The organism is Oceanicaulis sp. (assembly GCF_965284345.1).
Lineage (GTDB): Bacteria > Pseudomonadota > Alphaproteobacteria > Caulobacterales > Maricaulaceae > Oceanicaulis > Oceanicaulis alexandrii_A.
In genome coordinates this window covers 296,083-311,374 of record NZ_OZ260073.1, presented here as the reverse complement: position 1 = coordinate 311,374, position 15,292 = coordinate 296,083, and the positions used below count along the sequence as shown (strand labels likewise).

At 62.5% G+C, this 15,292-nt stretch carries 20 protein-coding genes; 19 read left to right on the top strand and 1 reads right to left on the bottom strand.

Features of this window, described 5'->3' with window-relative positions:
* Positions 1-47 precede the first annotated feature (47 nt).
* The 12 genes from ACQ66J_RS01555 to ACQ66J_RS01500 are packed head-to-tail and all read left to right on the top strand — an operon-like array spanning position 48 to position 6,697.
* Positions 48-449, top strand: a complete 402-nt coding sequence (locus ACQ66J_RS01555) for an HNH endonuclease (protein ID WP_430430219.1) — start codon at positions 48-50, stop codon at positions 447-449.
* Positions 449-961, top strand: a complete 513-nt coding sequence (locus tag ACQ66J_RS01550; protein ID WP_430430218.1) for a hypothetical protein — start codon at positions 449-451, stop codon at positions 959-961. Before ACQ66J_RS01555 ends, ACQ66J_RS01550 begins: the two co-directional genes overlap by 1 nt.
* Positions 958-1,110 carry a hypothetical protein gene (locus ACQ66J_RS01545; protein ID WP_430430217.1) on the top strand — a complete coding sequence of 51 codons (153 nt, stop codon included), beginning with the start codon at positions 958-960 and terminating at the stop codon, positions 1,108-1,110. The genes ACQ66J_RS01550 and ACQ66J_RS01545 overlap by 4 nt, the downstream gene beginning before the upstream one ends.
* A complete protein-coding gene (locus tag ACQ66J_RS01540; protein WP_430430216.1) occupies positions 1,103-1,282 on the top strand; it encodes a hypothetical protein in 180 nt (59 codons plus the stop codon). Before ACQ66J_RS01545 ends, ACQ66J_RS01540 begins: the two co-directional genes overlap by 8 nt.
* Positions 1,279-1,737: a hypothetical protein gene (locus tag ACQ66J_RS01535; RefSeq protein WP_430430215.1), complete on the top strand. Its 459-nt coding sequence runs from the start codon at positions 1,279-1,281 to the stop codon at positions 1,735-1,737. Before ACQ66J_RS01540 ends, ACQ66J_RS01535 begins: the two co-directional genes overlap by 4 nt.
* The gene (locus tag ACQ66J_RS01530) at positions 1,737-3,203 is read left to right on the top strand and encodes a replicative DNA helicase (protein WP_430430214.1); all 1,467 of its coding nucleotides are present in this window, start codon (positions 1,737-1,739) and stop codon (positions 3,201-3,203) included. The genes ACQ66J_RS01535 and ACQ66J_RS01530 overlap by 1 nt, the downstream gene beginning before the upstream one ends.
* The gene (locus tag ACQ66J_RS01525) at positions 3,200-4,072 is read left to right on the top strand and encodes a helix-turn-helix domain-containing protein (protein ID WP_430430213.1); all 873 of its coding nucleotides are present in this window, start codon (positions 3,200-3,202) and stop codon (positions 4,070-4,072) included. Before ACQ66J_RS01530 ends, ACQ66J_RS01525 begins: the two co-directional genes overlap by 4 nt.
* The gene (locus tag ACQ66J_RS01520; RefSeq protein ID WP_430430212.1) at positions 4,072-5,190 is read left to right on the top strand and encodes a DNA cytosine methyltransferase; all 1,119 of its coding nucleotides are present in this window, start codon (positions 4,072-4,074) and stop codon (positions 5,188-5,190) included. Before ACQ66J_RS01525 ends, ACQ66J_RS01520 begins: the two co-directional genes overlap by 1 nt.
* Positions 5,187-5,402 carry a hypothetical protein gene (locus ACQ66J_RS01515; protein WP_430430211.1) on the top strand — a complete coding sequence of 72 codons (216 nt, stop codon included), beginning with the start codon at positions 5,187-5,189 and terminating at the stop codon, positions 5,400-5,402. Before ACQ66J_RS01520 ends, ACQ66J_RS01515 begins: the two co-directional genes overlap by 4 nt.
* On the top strand, positions 5,399-5,656 hold the full coding sequence (locus ACQ66J_RS01510; RefSeq protein ID WP_430430210.1) for a hypothetical protein: 258 nt from the start codon (positions 5,399-5,401) through the stop codon (positions 5,654-5,656). The genes ACQ66J_RS01515 and ACQ66J_RS01510 overlap by 4 nt, the downstream gene beginning before the upstream one ends.
* Complete coding sequence (locus ACQ66J_RS01505) at positions 5,653-6,069, top strand: hypothetical protein (protein ID WP_430430209.1); 417 nt, start codon at positions 5,653-5,655, stop codon at positions 6,067-6,069. The genes ACQ66J_RS01510 and ACQ66J_RS01505 overlap by 4 nt, the downstream gene beginning before the upstream one ends.
* Complete coding sequence (locus ACQ66J_RS01500; RefSeq protein ID WP_430430208.1) at positions 6,062-6,697, top strand: hypothetical protein; 636 nt, start codon at positions 6,062-6,064, stop codon at positions 6,695-6,697. The genes ACQ66J_RS01505 and ACQ66J_RS01500 overlap by 8 nt, the downstream gene beginning before the upstream one ends.
* An 825-nt stretch (positions 6,698-7,522) precedes the next feature.
* Here the strand turns inward: ACQ66J_RS01500 and ACQ66J_RS01495 are convergent.
* On the bottom strand, positions 7,523-7,702 hold the full coding sequence (locus ACQ66J_RS01495; RefSeq protein ID WP_430430207.1) for a helix-turn-helix domain-containing protein: 180 nt from the start codon (positions 7,700-7,702) through the stop codon (positions 7,523-7,525).
* A gap of 88 nt (positions 7,703-7,790) precedes the next feature.
* Between ACQ66J_RS01495 and ACQ66J_RS01490 the strand changes: the two genes are divergently transcribed.
* The 7 genes from ACQ66J_RS01490 (at position 7,791) to ACQ66J_RS01460 (ending at position 15,255) form a co-directional block, all read left to right on the top strand.
* Positions 7,791-8,063 (top strand): hypothetical protein, encoded by a 273-nt coding sequence (locus ACQ66J_RS01490; protein ID WP_430430206.1) that lies wholly within the window; start codon positions 7,791-7,793, stop codon positions 8,061-8,063.
* Positions 8,064-8,066: 3 nt separating this feature from the next.
* The gene (locus tag ACQ66J_RS01485; protein ID WP_430430205.1) at positions 8,067-8,837 is read left to right on the top strand and encodes a hypothetical protein; all 771 of its coding nucleotides are present in this window, start codon (positions 8,067-8,069) and stop codon (positions 8,835-8,837) included.
* A gap of 158 nt (positions 8,838-8,995) precedes the next feature.
* On the top strand, positions 8,996-9,592 hold the full coding sequence (locus ACQ66J_RS01480) for a terminase small subunit (RefSeq protein WP_430430204.1): 597 nt from the start codon (positions 8,996-8,998) through the stop codon (positions 9,590-9,592).
* The gene (locus ACQ66J_RS01475) at positions 9,528-11,522 is read left to right on the top strand and encodes a phage terminase large subunit family protein (protein WP_430430203.1); all 1,995 of its coding nucleotides are present in this window, start codon (positions 9,528-9,530) and stop codon (positions 11,520-11,522) included. The genes ACQ66J_RS01480 and ACQ66J_RS01475 overlap by 65 nt, the downstream gene beginning before the upstream one ends.
* Entirely contained in the window at positions 11,519-11,722 is a 204-nt protein-coding gene (locus ACQ66J_RS01470; RefSeq protein ID WP_430430202.1) for a phage head-tail joining protein, read from the top strand. Before ACQ66J_RS01475 ends, ACQ66J_RS01470 begins: the two co-directional genes overlap by 4 nt.
* 2 nt (positions 11,723-11,724) lie before the next feature.
* Positions 11,725-13,248 (top strand): phage portal protein, encoded by a 1,524-nt coding sequence (locus ACQ66J_RS01465; RefSeq protein WP_430430201.1) that lies wholly within the window; start codon positions 11,725-11,727, stop codon positions 13,246-13,248.
* 3 nt (positions 13,249-13,251) lie between these two features.
* Positions 13,252-15,255 (top strand): prohead protease/major capsid protein fusion protein, encoded by a 2,004-nt coding sequence (locus ACQ66J_RS01460; RefSeq protein ID WP_430430200.1) that lies wholly within the window; start codon positions 13,252-13,254, stop codon positions 15,253-15,255.
* The last annotated feature ends 37 nt before the right edge of the window (positions 15,256-15,292 follow it).

Here is a 15,292-nt window from a genome sequence, read left to right as displayed (position 1 = left end):
AATGAAGGTCAGCCCGGCACCCTTTCCCATTTGCGCGAGGTATCGTCATGAGCCGCCGCCCCGAATGGATTCCCGACCGAACCGCCATTCCGAACCGGGTCAAAATCGAAGTGTTCGCCCGCTCTGACGGTCAATGCCAGCAAGAGGGCTGTGATCGCGTCGGCAAGGAGTATGACCACATCAAGCCGCAAGCGCTGGGCGGGGATAACTCCGCCGGGAATGTGCAGCTGCTCTGTCGCAAATGCCACAAAGCCAAGACGCGCGGAGACGCCGCCACGGTCACGAAAGCAGATCGCCAGGGCGGACGCATCGGCCAATACGCCCGGCGCGAGAAGGCCAAGGCCGCAGGTAAGCACAAAGGCATCCAGAGCGGCGGCTTTCAGAACGGGCGCAATGGCCCCTTCAAGACACCGCTCGGCGGAAAGACCGTGCGGCGGGAGGGGGTGTGATGGGTAAGCGATCCAGCTTTGAGCGCCGTGAGCGCGATTTCTACCCCACGCCGGAAGCGGCGGTGCTGCCGCTGTTGCCGCATCTTGAGCCCGTTACGCAATTTATCGAGCCCTGCGTGGGAGGCGGCGACCTTGTGCGCCATTTGGCCAAGCACGGCCATTTCTGCGCTGGCGGTTCGGACGTTGAGCGCGATGCGCGCACGCACCTGTATTCAACCACCGTGGCGGGCGAAGTCTGTTTCATCACGAACCCGCCCTGGTCGCGTGACGTGCTGCACCCGATCATCACCAACCTGTCTGCCCAAGCGCCCACATGGCTGCTCTTCGACGCGCACTGGATGCACACCCGCCAAGCCGTCCCGTATCTGCCGCTCTGCCGCAAGATCGTGAGCGTTGGCCGGGTGAAGTGGATTCCCGACAGCACGCACACCGGCAAGGACAATTGCGCCTGGTATCTGTTCGACGCCAGCGCGTCCGGCCCTGCTCAATTCATCGGAAGGGACGCCGCATGACCCAGCCCATCACCCCGCACCAAGCCCAAGAGCGTGAGCGCAAGGCGAGTCCAGGCCGCAAGTGGATCGTGCGCGTCCGAAACCGTGAAGGCGTCCACGCGGCTTTGCGCCACGCCGTCAAGCGGACTGAAGAGGGCGCGCATGTCTGACCTGACCCCCACCGAGCAAACCCGCGTGCTGGACGCCTATCAGGCCGCCCGCGAGAGCATGGATCACGGCGCTGCCGCCATCCACGTCATCACCACCACACAGCTTCCACAAGGCGCCGTGCGCGCGGTTATCGCCGCGTACCGTCATGACATTGGGGAGATCGAGGCATGAGTGCAGCACATCATGATCGCTGGAGCGCACAAGAAGACAAGACGCTGGTTGAACTGCGCGAGTCCGGGCTGACCTTCCGGGGTGTTTCCTTCCAAATGAAGCGCTCGCCCCGCGCCTGCATCGCCCGGTATCACGTTCTGAAGGATGAAGGCGGCAAGCGCCCGGAACCTACGCCAGCGACTGCGCCGCGCCCGCATCCGGGGGAAACACCGCCGCGGCAATCCTTCATGAATCCGCACGCTGAAGCCTTGATCGGGCGCGCTAAGGCGCGTGCCGAGAAGTTGATCGCCGCTGGAACCGCTGTGGATGCAGCAGTGAACATGGTGCAGCAAGAGCTAGGCGTGCGCCTGAATCCTGACGATCTGGCCTTGCGCCCAGCTGGCGAGGCCGCACATCGCGTGCTGGACCTGATGAGTGCTGAAGGGCGCCGCGCGTTCATGAAGGTGGGTGCGTGATGCTGGATCAGGATTACACCCCGGCCCCGCCCGTGGATGAGGACAGCTATGCCCCGCCGCACAATATCGAGGCGGAACAGGCCATTCTCGGCGCGCTGCTGATGGAGAATGAGATATATTGGGCGGTCTGCCCCTTCCTGACAGCTGAAGACTTTTACGACCCGCTGCATGGCCGCATCTATGCCGAATGTGCGCGTGTGATCGGCACGGGCGCCCTGGCGGATGCGGTGATGCTCAAGGACAAGTTCACCACAGACCCGGCCATGGCTCAGGTGGGCGGAGCGGTCTATCTGGCCGATCTGATGCGCGATGCGCCCTATGGCCCGTCTGCGCGTGAATATGGCCGTCTGGTGCATGATCTGGCCAAGCGCCGCGCGATGATCGCAGCGGGTGAAGCGCTGATCGTGTCCGCCCGCCGCCCTGAAGACGACCAGAGCGCCGATGACGTGCTGGAAGCCCATGAAGGCGCGATTTTCGCCCTGGCTGAAAACACGCCCGCCGAGCGCAAAGGCCCGGTGAGCTTCATGGATAGCGTTCGCGCCCAACTGGAGCGCGTGGAAGCGTCTGTGAAGTCGGGCCGGGGGTTGGCGGGCCTGTCCACCGGTTTGCGCGCTCTGGACGCGAAATTGGGCGGTCTGTGCGCGTCTGACCTGATCATCCTGGCTGGACGCCCCAGCATGGGCAAAACCGCGCTGGCCACGAATATCGGGTTTCACCTTGCCCGCCGCTTTGAAGCCGAGACAGACGAGAACGGCGAAGAAAGGGTGAAGTCGGGCGGGCGTGGCCTGTTCTTCAGCCTGGAGATGGGCAAGGAGCAGCTCGCCGGACGTATTCTGGGCGAAGTGACCGGCATCGGCACGCATGACCAGCGCCAGGGCAAGCTCGACATGCGCCAGCTTCAGGCCATGCACGAAGCGGCCCGGATGATCGAAAGTGTTCCGCTGGCGATTGATGACACGGGCGGCTTGGCGATCCACGCCCTGTGCGCCCGCGCCCGTCGCCACAAGCGGATGCACGGTCTGGACTTCGTGATCGTGGATTACCTTCAGCTTGTGACCTGTTCCGGGTATGCCGGTCAGCGCGTGCAAGAGGTGTCCGCCATCACTCAGGCGCTCAAGGCGCTGGCCAAAGAATTGAACGTCCCGGTGATCGCCCTGTCCCAGCTGAGCCGTCAGGTGGAGCAGCGCGAAGACAAGAAGCCCCAGCTCTCAGACCTGCGGGAATCCGGCTCCATCGAGCAGGACGCCGATGTCGTCATGTTCTGCTACCGCGAGGCTTACTACCTGGATCGCATGGAGCCCAAGTTCGGCACGCCTGAACATGCTGATTGGGAATCCGCCATGGCGGAGTGCCGCCACCAGGCGGACATCATCATTGGCAAACAGCGTCATGGCCCCATCGGATCGGTGAAGGTCGCCTTTGACGCTGACACCACGAAATTTTCAGATCAGGAGGGCCGGCTGTGAGTCATTACGCAACGTCATGGGCCGTTCAGCAGAAAGGCATTCGGCCTGCCGCGAAAGTTGTCCTGTGGCATTTGGCGGACAGACATCATCCTGACCATGGATGCTTTCCGTCCCAGATCCGTTTGGCTGAAGACTGCGAGATGTCGCGATCATCCCTGAATGACCAGCTCGACACGCTTGAAGAGGCGGGCCTGATCAAGCGAAAGCAGCGCATCAATCCGAAGACGAAGCGCGTCGAGAGCACACGCTACATCTTCGCCTTTGAGATGGACTTGACACCAGATCATGATGAGCCGTGTCCGAAAATCAGACATGGAGCCGTGTCCGAAAATGACGATGAGCCGTGTCCGAAAAAAGCCCAAAACCATGTCCGAAATTCGGACACTAACCTTGTAAGGGAACCCGTAAGGGAACCTGTAACGGGCGCGCGGGTCGAATTGACCCAGACCGATTGCGACCAGTTCTGGGCAGCGTACCCTGAAGCGGGGCGTGTGAGCTATGCACGGGCTGATCTGCCGCTTGCGTTAGGTCGTCATGTGATGCGTCTGGGGTCGCCCGCAAGGTTGATCGGAGCGGCGCGGAACTATGCCGCCGCGATCCGCAAGCAGGACACTAAGCCGAAATCACTGGTGAACTGGCTAGCGAGTCCAGCGCTGGTGGACCAGTACGCCCCGGACGATGCGACCGACCCCACCCCAACAGACGCCGCGCGCTGGGATGACGCCCAATGGCGCCGGGTGGTGGGGTATTTCGACCGCCATGGCGAATGGCACGCCCCTGGACCTATGCCGGGCCGGGCTGGCTGTCAGGCCTCGCAGAGCGTGTTGGCTGAGTTCGGCTTCGCCAAGCGTGAGGGGGATGCGGCGTGATGCGGTTCGGTTCTGTGTGTTCAGGCATCGAGGCGGCGTCACAAGCATGGCGTCCGCTGGGCTGGTCGCCTGCGTTCTTCTCGGAGATCGAGAAATTTCCATCCGCCGTGCTGGCGCATCATCATCCCGATGTGCCGAACCATGGCGACATGACCCAATTTCAGGAGTGGCCGGATCATGCAATCGACGTTCTTGCTGGAGGAACCCCTTGTCAGTCCTTCTCGGTCGCGGGATTGCGAAAGGGACTGGCTGACCCACGCGGCAACCTCATGCTCACCTATCTTGCCATCGCTAAACGCTATCGCCCCCGCTGGGTCGCTTGGGAGAATGTCCCCGGCGTGCTGTCCAGTAACGAAGGACGGGATTTTGGAACCTTCCTCGGGGCGCTGGGCCAGCTCGGGTATGGGTGGGCCTATCGAGTCCTGGACGCTCAGCACACCCGAACACGCCGCTTCCCCTTCGCTGTCCCCCAGCGCCGGCGTCGTGTGTTCGTTGTCGGATATCTTGGAGACTGGCGCAGTGCCGCAGCGGTATTATTTGACGCCCAAAGCCTGCGCGGGGATCCTGCGCCGCGCCGAGAAACGGGGAAAGTCGCTCCCACCATCCCTAGCCGCAGCTCTGCGGGCGGTGGTCTCGGAACAGACTTCGACCTAGACGGCGGTCTGACCGCCGTCTCAGGCATCCCCGCTGTCTCCCCCGCCTTGAAAGCGCGCGACAGCAAAGGACCATCCAGCGATGGCGATGGCGATGGCGCCCCCATTTTGCCTGTCGCTTTCGACTGCAAGGGCACAGAAGTTCAGACTGTCACGGACGGCTCGCACCCGCCCTTGCGCTCCATGGGGCATTTGAACAGCCATACGAACGCGGGCGGTCATGCCGCGATTGCGAGAGAAATGGCCGTCCGCCGCCTCACGCCCATCGAGTGCGAGCGTCTTATGGGCTTCCCCGACAATCACACCCGCATCCCGTATCGCGGCAAGCCTGCGGAGCTTTGCCCTGACGGACCCCGCTACAAGGCGCTGGGCAATAGCTGGGCGGTGAATTGCGCCGACTGGATCGCGGAGCGCATCGAGCTTGTGGAAGCGATCGACAAGGCGCTGGGGAGGGACGCGGCGTGACCTTCGAGCAATTCACCCAAGCCCACGCAGGCCGGGATTTCGAGAGCTTCACCGCCTTCACCGCTGAAGTCACCCGCGCTGGGCTGTCAGACACCGACAAGCACGCCGCTTACCGCGCCTGGCGTCTGGGATGGGGTAGGGCGCTTGCTGGCGGTGGTGAGTTGAAGGCCACCCAGCCCGGAAAGATCAAGACATGGAGCGCGCCACAATGAGCATCGAGAATGAAGCGTTGAAAATGCTGGCTGAGAATTATCGAAGCCGGTTGGAGCGCCTAGCGAACCTGCGAGAGCCCCAGGCGCCGCTCCAGTTGAACGAAGAAGAGGCCGTGGCCTTCCGCGCTGGGGCGTCAGCCATGCGCCGGCTGCTCACAGAGGCTTTTGGCGACATCGCCCGCGATGAGCGCGAACTGCATAAGAAATGCATAAATTGCACGGCAAAACGAAAAACCTCGGAGGGCGATCAATGAAGCGCGTGATCATTGAAAGCCCTTATGCGGGCGATGTGGATGCAAGCGTGGCCTATGCGCGCGCTTGCCTGAAAGGCAGCCTGAAGCGCGGTGAGGCCCCGATTGCCTCGCACCTGCTGTACACCCAGCCCGGCATTCTGGACGACGACAAGGCGGACGAACGCGCGCTGGGGATTGACGCCGGCCATGCGTGGATCGCCTGTGCTGACCTGGTGGTGGTTTATCACGACCTGGGCGTTTCAGAGGGCATGCAGGAGGGCATTCGCCGAGCCTTTGATGCGGGAAAGCCGGTGGAGTTTCGGAAGTTGCCGCCGCGCTGCCCTTTGCTTGGCATACCATACAGCGATGTAAGCAGGCTGCTTAATGGCTGGGTTGACGCCGCCACCGCTTTGGAGGCCGATCAGCATGGGTAAGAACCGAGGCCAACAGCGGGCCGCCGCCCGCCTGCGTCAGCCCAAGCGCCGGCTGTCCATCACTGAGCGAGAAACCGATCTGGCGCATTCGCTGATCTGGTTCGCCCTGGTCACGAAGCCGCAGCGTGAGATCCATGCGGAGAAGGTGATTTCAGAGATCATGCCGGGGGCAATGGCCTTCACCCCGCGCAGCACCCGCACGATCAAGAAGCCCCGCCATCGCCACGGTGAGCGCGCCTATCGTGAGATCGAGGTCAGCGCCTATCCGCGGTATCTGTTCATTGGGGTGCCTGAGTTCTGGGGCGGCTTGCCCTGGCATGTGCTCGCGCCTGTGAGCTTCCTGACGGGCTATCTGGCGGATCCCGCCGGGAACCCGATCCGCCTGCGCGGTGTGGACGTGGCGCAAGTCATGCGCGCCAGTCAATCACCTCTGTTCAAAGGCCGGGACCGTGAAGAAGAGGAAGCCCCGTTCTGCGAGGTGCTTTATCCCGGTGAGCTGGCCATGGGACTCGGCGCGCTGTCGAGCGTGTCCGGCCAGATCGTGGCGACCGGCAAGGGCTATGCGGAGTTCGACACGCCGACCGGCGCATTCAAGGTGCCGTTTGATATGCTGGAGCGGTGCGCGTGATGGTTTCAGGGTTGACAGACGCCATGGGCTTCGCCCATGATCCGCGATGCAAAAGGGCAGCGGCCGCCGTACGCGGAGGGGCCGGGCCTACGGGCGCCGAGGCGCCTGATAGGTTTAATGTGTCTTGAGATAGGGTTGGCTCTAGGAGGCGATCATGCTCCCGCCGGGTAATTCCGGCTTACAGGTTCACCGCTCCACCAGTGTGATGCTGGATGCGGGAATGAGGCAAAGCTGGCTGGTTTCGGTTCCCATGCCAGCTCACGCACAAACCGATGACAGCCCGGAAAGACGGGCAACGTTATTCACCGCTACAGGCGGGTCCGAGAAGACTGGATGACTTTTGCTAGTTCAAGACGGTCTATAAATGTCATCGAAACTAGCCCTTGCGAGGCGAGAGGAAATTAGCCAGCGAGGCCGGATGCGCTGCCAGTTCCGGCATAAGGTTTCACCCCGGCGCTACACGCGACAGGGTACAGAGATCGGCAGGCAAGCGGGGCCGTGGAGTGAATGAGTAGGGACGTAGCCCGAAAGGGTCGTGCGCGTCCTAGAAACGGACTCCCTACCTTGTCTGCCGAACCCACAGCCCACAGGGCTAAACAGAGTGACGGCGGGCGTCAGTGCTTTCATCGCCAGAGATTGCGGAGACAGGCGATGTTGGGACGCACCCGGACATGGAACGCTAGCCGCATAGTACCGTGACAGCAGGGCGTCAGCCATCACACAGCCCCGTCCGCTTCGGCAGGCGGGGCTTTCTCATATCAGAACACCGGCGGCGTCTCTCACACAGAGCCATAGCTGCACATACTGGACGCACGCCGGTAACCCCTAAGAGATCGCCGCCCTGGCTGCATCCTTGATGCGCTTCAGCTCTAGCGCCAGCTCGATATAAGCCATGACATAGCGTGGCGGGTTGTCACCCCACCGGCTCACGCTGTCTGGCGACTTGCCCAGCTTGCGGCCTAGATCGGCCTTGCTCCATCCCAGCTCTTTGAGCGCGTCCATCATCCGCAAAACCTCGATAGTGGCCCGGCATATCGCGGGCCTATACCCGCAAAATGTCGATTTTGCCGAGAATACAGCAAATGAGGTCCGCATGACCACCTGTTCAAAGTGCAAACACTGGCGCAAGACCGGCCAAGGTAACGCCCAGGCTTATGGCGAGTGCCGTCGCTCCGCTCCCTCGCCCTCCACGACAGGCGGGCCGATGCTTGAGCCTGTGTGGCCACGCACGCTGGATATTGACGGATGCGGTGAGTTCACCGCCGCGCCTATGCCGAAGCCCGAACGCGCTGCCGAGTCCGTCACAGAACCTACGCGCACTCCGCGCCAGACCCAGAAGGGCGGACAGAACCGCCGCAAGCGTTAAGCCATGGCCCGTGCCGGGCTCGACATCCGGTCCAATGTTCGGGAGTTCAAGCGCGGGCTGAATCGCGTGGAGCGGCAACAGCTGCCATTCGCCACCTTCCTTGCCGTGAACAAGACCGCAACAGACGCGGTGATCCACAATCAGCGCCAGATGAAGCGCCACATTGACCGCCCCAAGCCTTTCACCATCCGCGGCATCTATGCGCGCAAGGGACGGTATCAGCGCGGCCGGCGCCGTCAGGGCATGGGTGAGGCGATCGCTGAGGCGTCCCTGATGTGGCGCGAGTTCGCGGGAAAGGGCGTTGCCGCCAAGAAGTACCTGCGGCCCATCGTGTTCGGCCAGCCCCGCCGAGCCAAGCGACACGAGGTCGCGTTACGCCGCCGTGGGTTCCTTGGCCCGAACAGCTTTCTCGCTCCTGCACCGGGCCAACGCCTGAACCAGTACGGCAACCTCACCGGCTCTCGCTATGTTCAGATCCTTAGCGCCTTGGGGTCATTCCAAGAGAATGGGTATGTGGCCAACCGCACCGCTCGATCAGCTTCGCGAAACCAACGGCGGAAGAACTACTTCTACGCCAAGAAAGGCGGAGCGCTTCACCCTGGCGTCTATGAGCGCGCCCGCACTGGCAAGATCAAGCCGGTCCTTATCGAGATCAACCGCCCCCGCTATGAGCGGCGTTATGACTTCTTCGGCATATCTGACCAGTTCGCCCGCACCATGTTGCCCATCAACCTGCGCCAGAGCCTTCGCCAAGCCATGAGAACGGCCCGCTAGGGTGAGGGCTGGACCCATCCCCGCACCCCCTAACACCCCCACCCCGTTAGGTTCTTCCAAGGGGGAGGGCGTACGTGGGTAAGTTCGATCCCCGATTTGTTTCTAGCCATAACGCCGTTATGTTGGGCTTTCTCTTGTGCCGAGTGGAGAATTGACTATTGCCCAGGACGCACGGAGGGATTGAGGTTAACCGCGCTAAAGTCGCTGAAATCTTTGGCGTTGCGGTTGACACGGTTTCCGCTTGGGTGAAGCGCGGCTGCCCGGTTTTGCAGATCGGGCGAAAAGGGATTCAGTGGAAGTTCAACACGGCTGACGTGTCGGACTGGCTGGTTCAGGACGCCTTGCGGCAAGCGACGTCGCCAGATGGTGAAGACGCCAACGCCGAGGCGATCAACATCGCCGTCGAGAAGGCGCGGCGCGAGCAGTATGAGGCCGACCTTGCAGAGCTCCGCCTGCGCAAGGAGCGCGGCGAGCTGATCGAACTTGAAACCATCATGTCGGCTGTCCGGTCTGAGTATGCGGTGGTTCGAACCCGGTTCGGGTCACTGCCTGGCCGCCTTGCTGCCCAGCTTGACCCTGAAAGGGCCATCGAGCTTCAGCCTGTCATTGCCGATCAGGTGGATGACATCCTACGGGAGTTAAGCGTGGATGACGATCTCGCCGCCCAACTTGACGGCGATGGCGAGGGCTGTGACGGCGCTGAGGTCGATCCGCAGCTCGACGCTGAAGCCAACGCCTCGCCGGAACCTGATTGAGTGGGCTGACGAGTTCCGCCGTTTGAGCGCACGCGCCGCCGCCCAGCCGGGCCGGTGGAAAACGGCAACGGTTCCGATGGCGCTTGGCCCTACGGCTGCGGTCACAGATCCGCGCGTCCGTTTCGTTTCGGTGATGGCGCCGACGCAGGAATTCAAGACGGAGCTTATCAATAACGCTGCCGGGTATTACGCCCATCAGGACGCATCCCCGATATTGCTGGTTCTGCCGACTGTGAACCTCGCGGAGTCCTACACCAAAGACCGGCTGGACCCGCTTGTGGATGAAACGCCAGCGCTGGCGGCGATCGCGCCGGCCAAGAAGTCCCGGTCACCTGATCGCACGCTCGACCGGCTGGCGTTCTACACGGGCGCAGTGATCGACATCGTGGGGGCGAACAGTCCAACCGATCTGGCGTCTCGCCCCAAGCGCATCGTGTTGGCGGATGAGATCGACAAATACCCGCCGAGCGCTGGCAAAGAAGGCGACCCGCTCGCGCTCGCTGAAGAGCGCCAGTCAACGTTTTGGAACGCCAAGTCGATCCGGGCTTGCTCGCCAACTCAGAAAGGGTTTTCGCGGATAGGGCGGGAATACGAGATGAGCGATCAGCGCAGGCTATTCGTGCGGTGCGCGCACTGTGACGAAGCCCAGCCGCTGACCTTTGATCGCGTTCGCTGGGACAAGGATGAGAACGGCCAGCACATGCCGCAAACAGCGGGTGTGGTCTGCCGGGGGTGCGGCACGATCTGGACGGAAGCCGAACGGCGCAAGGCCATCCAGTCTGTGGCCCTGGATCCTGATTTCGGCTGGCGTCAAACCAAGCCTTTCCGGTGCTGTGGCGAGGATCACAAGCCGCTGAACTGGACCGGTTCCGGTCACTGGAATGAGCAGGGCGAGGCGCTTTGCCCGAAGTGTGAAAGGCCGGGGATTCCGGTTCGCCATGCAGGCTTCAATGCGTCAAAGCTCTATTCGCTGACGCAGAGCCTAGAGCAGACGGTGCGCAAGTTCCTGTCTTCAAAAGACGACCTGTCGCTCTTGCAGGTGTTCACCAATACGCAGCTTGCGGAGCTCTGGGAAGAAAGCGGCACTGCGGTCGATCCTGACAGCCTTCTTGCACGCCGCGAGTCTTACGGACCCGATAACATCCCGTCTGGCGCCTTGGTGCTGACAGTAGGGGTGGACGTTCAGGACAATCGCCTTGAGTGCGAGGTGGTGGGCTGGGGCGCCGGGCGCGAAAGCTGGGGTGTCGAGTATCACGTCATCCACGGCGACCCGTCCCAAGATCAGGTCTGGCATGAGCTCGATCAGATCCTGCTACGAACCTATCGCCGTGAAGACGGCTTGCAGATGCGCATTCAGGCTGCGTGCATTGACTCAGGCGGTCACCACACCGAGCGCGTCTATGCGTTCACCAAGCCCCGCTTTGGGCGCCGCGTCTACGCCATCAAGGGCGATGGCGGCAACGCGAAACCGATCTGGCCGAAACGGGCCTCTAAATCGAAGACGCGGCAAGTGCTGTTCATGGTCGGCACCAACGCCGCCTCTGATCAGATTTACGGCGATCTCAGGGTTAAGCGCCCTGGCGCCGGGTATTGCCATTTCGCGGCGGATTATGACCAGGCGTGGTTCACGCAATTGCTGGCGGAGCGGTTGGTTCGCAAGCGCGTGAACGGTCAGGACGTGCGCGTCTATGAATGCCCCAAAGGCACCCGGAACGAAGCCCATGACTGCCGTCGCTATGCGCTCGCCGCCCTTCATGGCTTGCCCCGTCAGCTGCCGCCTGGCGCACCGCCCGCGGACGCGCCAGCGCCAGAAGGATCAGCGGAGCCGTCAGAGGCGCCGCCGCCGAAGCCAGCGCCTGCCCCGGCGCCCGTCAAACGCAAGAAGCGCCGCCGGCGCGGACTCAACAACACAGGTGAGAGCTGGCTATGAGCACACGCTATTCGCAAGCTGATCTTGACGCGCTCAATTCAGCAATCGCCACCGGCGCTCGCAGCGTCAGCTATAACGGCCAGCGCGTGGATTACCGCGATCTCTCTGAGATGAAGTCTGTTCGTGATGAGATGGAGCGCGAGCTTGGTGTCGTCAAAACCAAGCGGCGCTCGCGCGCTGTCTTTGCGCGGGGGCTTTAGGTATGGGCTGGTTCACCAAAGCTCTGGGAACTGTTGCGCCTCGCGCCGCGCTCAAGCGCGCGGCTGCGCGCAAGGCTCTCGATGCAGTCGAGAAGCGCAACTATGACGGCGCCTCCAAGGGGCGGCGCATGAAGAACTGGCGCGCGCCTCAGACCAGTTCAAACGCTGAGATTGGCGCAGCCATCCAGACCCTGCGCGGACGCTCGCGTGATCTTGTCCGCAATGATGGCTGGGCGAAACGGGGCGTGGAGGTCATTGCTGAGTGCGCCATTGGCGGCGGCATTATCCCCAAGCCTGAAACTGGCAATGATCGCCTGGACAAGGAGATCGCCCAGGCGTTCGCTGACTGGTCTGAGGTCTGTGACGCTGAAGAGCAATCAGATTTTTACGGCATACAAGACCTTGCCGTTCAGACCATCGCTGAGTCCGGCGAAGTCCTGATGCGCCGCCGCCGCCGCCGTTCATCTGACGGCTTGGCGGTCCCGCTTCAGCTCCAGCTCATGGAGCCTGATCATCTGGACGTCACGCATCTGCGCAACCAAACCACCGGCTTTGACATCATCAGCGGAATCGAACTGGACCGGATCAATCGCCGGGTGGCGTACTGGCTTTATCAAACCCACCCCGGCGAGGTTGGCCTGTACCGCCCCATGCGGTTTGACAGCCAGCGTGTCCCGGCGGACCAGATCGCCCACGCTTATCGCAAGACGCGGCCGGGCCAGCTGTCTGGCGTCCCTTGGCTTGCCGCCGCCATGATCGACCTGCGTGATCTGGGCGAATACGAAAGCGCCGAACAGGTCCGCAAGAAAGTCGAGGCGTGTTTCGCGGCGTTTGTGACGACATCTGATCTTGCAGATCCGGGGCTGCTGGGCGCTGAAGACGAAGACGACGGCGGGCGCCTTGAAACGCTTGAGCCGGGGATGATCGAATATCTAGAGCCGGGTGAAGACGTTTCTTTCGCCCAGCCTTCGCCATCCTCTGGATATGACAGCTACACCCGCGCGCGTCTTCACAAGATCGCCACAGCCATGGGTATGCCTTACCAACTCTTGACCGGTGATGTGAGCCGCGTGAACTGGTCGAGCTACAAGGCGGGCATCGTGCCGTTCAAGGCGATGATCCGCCGCTTCCAGAAACGCACCGTGCTGCCCATGGTTTGCCGCCCCGCCTGGCGCTGGTTTATCGAAAGCGCATTCGCGGCGGGTCGGATTTCAGAGCTGAACTATGGCGTTCAGTGGACCCTTCCGGGGTTCGAGCCCATTGACCGCCAGAAAGAGCTGATGGCCGATCAGTTGGAAGCCCGGATCGGCAAGGCGTCCATGCTTGAAATCATCCGCCGCAATGGCGGCGATCCTGAGACGGTTCTCAAAGAGCTGAGCGAATGGGCGGAGAAGGTTGATGAGCGCGAGCTCGTGTTTGACAGCGATCCGCGCAAAACGTCAGGCGCTGGCCTGACGCAAGCCCGCCCAGACGGCACGGTCTTGCCGCCCGCCGTCACCCCTGACGACACCAATCCACAGGAGTAAGCCATGGCGAGAGACATGGACGATACGGTCAAGCTCGCACGGCTTGGCCGCAATGCAGAGGTGCGCGCCGCTTCGGTGGACCAGGAGGCGCGAACCGTCGAAGTGACTTGGACCGCCGGCGCCGCCGTGCCGCGCTACATGCCCGGCCTTGGCCGGGTCATGGAAGAGCTGGAGGTCAGCGAAAACGCGATCCGGCTGGAGCGCCTGAACAATGGCGCTCCCTTCCTGAACACGCATTCATACTGGTCGCTTGAAGACGTCATCGGCGTTGTTGAACGGGCGTGGATCGAAGGCGGTGAAGGCCGCGCGCTCATCCGCTTTTCTGAACGCGAAAGCGTCGAGCCGATCTGGCGCGATGTGGTCAGCGGCATCTTGCGCAATATCAGCGTGGGCTATCGGGTCCACAGCTATGAGGTGATTGACGGCGATGACGAAGGCGTCACCCGCGTCATCGCCAAGGATTGGGAGCCCATGGAGATTTCCGCGGTTCCCATTGGAGCGGACGACATGGCGGGGTTCCGCTCCGAAAATGACGAAAACCCCTGCCGCATTCATCGGGCGGAGCCCGCTAATCCTAACAAGGAGACTCCCATGTCGGAGACGAAGACGAGCGCCGCTCCCGAAAGCGGCGAAGACAACACCCGTAACGCCACCCCCGCACCGTCCGCCCCGGCGCCTCGCGCTGAGGCTGACATCAAGTCAGAAGCCGTGACCGCGGAGCGCAAGCGTTCTGCGGACATCAACGCGCTGGGCGTCAAGTTCATCGGTCGCGGCCTTGAGCAAGATGACATCACCCAGGCCGTCAATGATGGGCTGACCGTTGATCAGGCCCGCGCCGCGTTCCTGGACAAGCTGGCGGACGCTGACGACGCGCCGGGCGAGACCCGCACCCGCGTGCAGGTCAATCAGGACGAACAGGTCACCCGCCGCTCTCTGGCCATCAACGCCCTTGAGCACCGCCTGAACCCGCGTTCGGAGCTTGAAGACGGCGCCCGTGAGTTCCGCGGCATGTCGCTTCTGCGCATGGGTGAGGAGCTTCTGGCGGCCCGCGGCGTCAAAGTTCGTGGCCTCAGCCGCAGCGAGCTTGCAAAGGCCATGCTGTCCCGCGGCGCGCACGGCACCAGCGACTTCCCGTTCATCCTGGCCAATGTGGCGAACAAGCGTTTGCGCGCGGCTTATCAGGCCGCCCCGCAGACCTTCCGTCCGCTGGTCAATGAAACCACGCTGCCGGACTTCAAGACCGTCAGCCGTGTGCAGCTGTCCGACGCGCCGTCCTTTGTGCGCAAGCTCGAAGGCGCTGAGTACAGCTTCGGCACCATGGCTGAAGGTCGTGAACAGTATGCTCTGGCCACCTATGGCCGGGGGCTGACCTTCACCCGCGAGATGATCATTAATGATGATCTGTCAGCCTTTGATCGCATCGTGCGCCAGTTCGGCACCTCCGCCGCCAATCTGGAGTCCGATCTGGTCTGGGGTCTGATCACGGGCAACCCGGATCTGAGCGACGGAACCGCCGTGTTCCACGCCGACCATGGCAACCTCGCCACTGCCGGCGCCATCTCGATCGCCAATCTGGGCGCTGCGCGCGCCAAGATGCGCAATCAGAAGTCCCTCGCACCGGACGCTGACACGGACGGCACTCTGCTGAACCTTGAGCCGGCCTTCTTGGCGGTTCCGGCAGAGCTGGAGACGGTCGCGCTTCAGTACACGCGCCAGACGTCCATCGTGACCGATCCGGCCAACCAGAACCCGTTCGTCAATTCCATGCAGCCGATCGTCGAGCCGCGCCTTGCGTCTCTGTCGGGCGGCTCCGCTGACGACTGGTATCTGTTCGCCTCGCCCAATCAGGTGGACATCATCGAGTTCGCCTATCTGGAAGGCGAGCAAGGCCCGCAGCTTGAGCAGACGGAAGACTTCAACACGGACGGCATCAAGCTGAAAGGCCGCCTGGACGTTGGCGCTTCGTGGATCGACCACCGCGGCGCGGTGAAGAACGCCGGCTCATAAGGGCCGCTGACCTGAACGGAAGGGAAGGCGAGGCGGC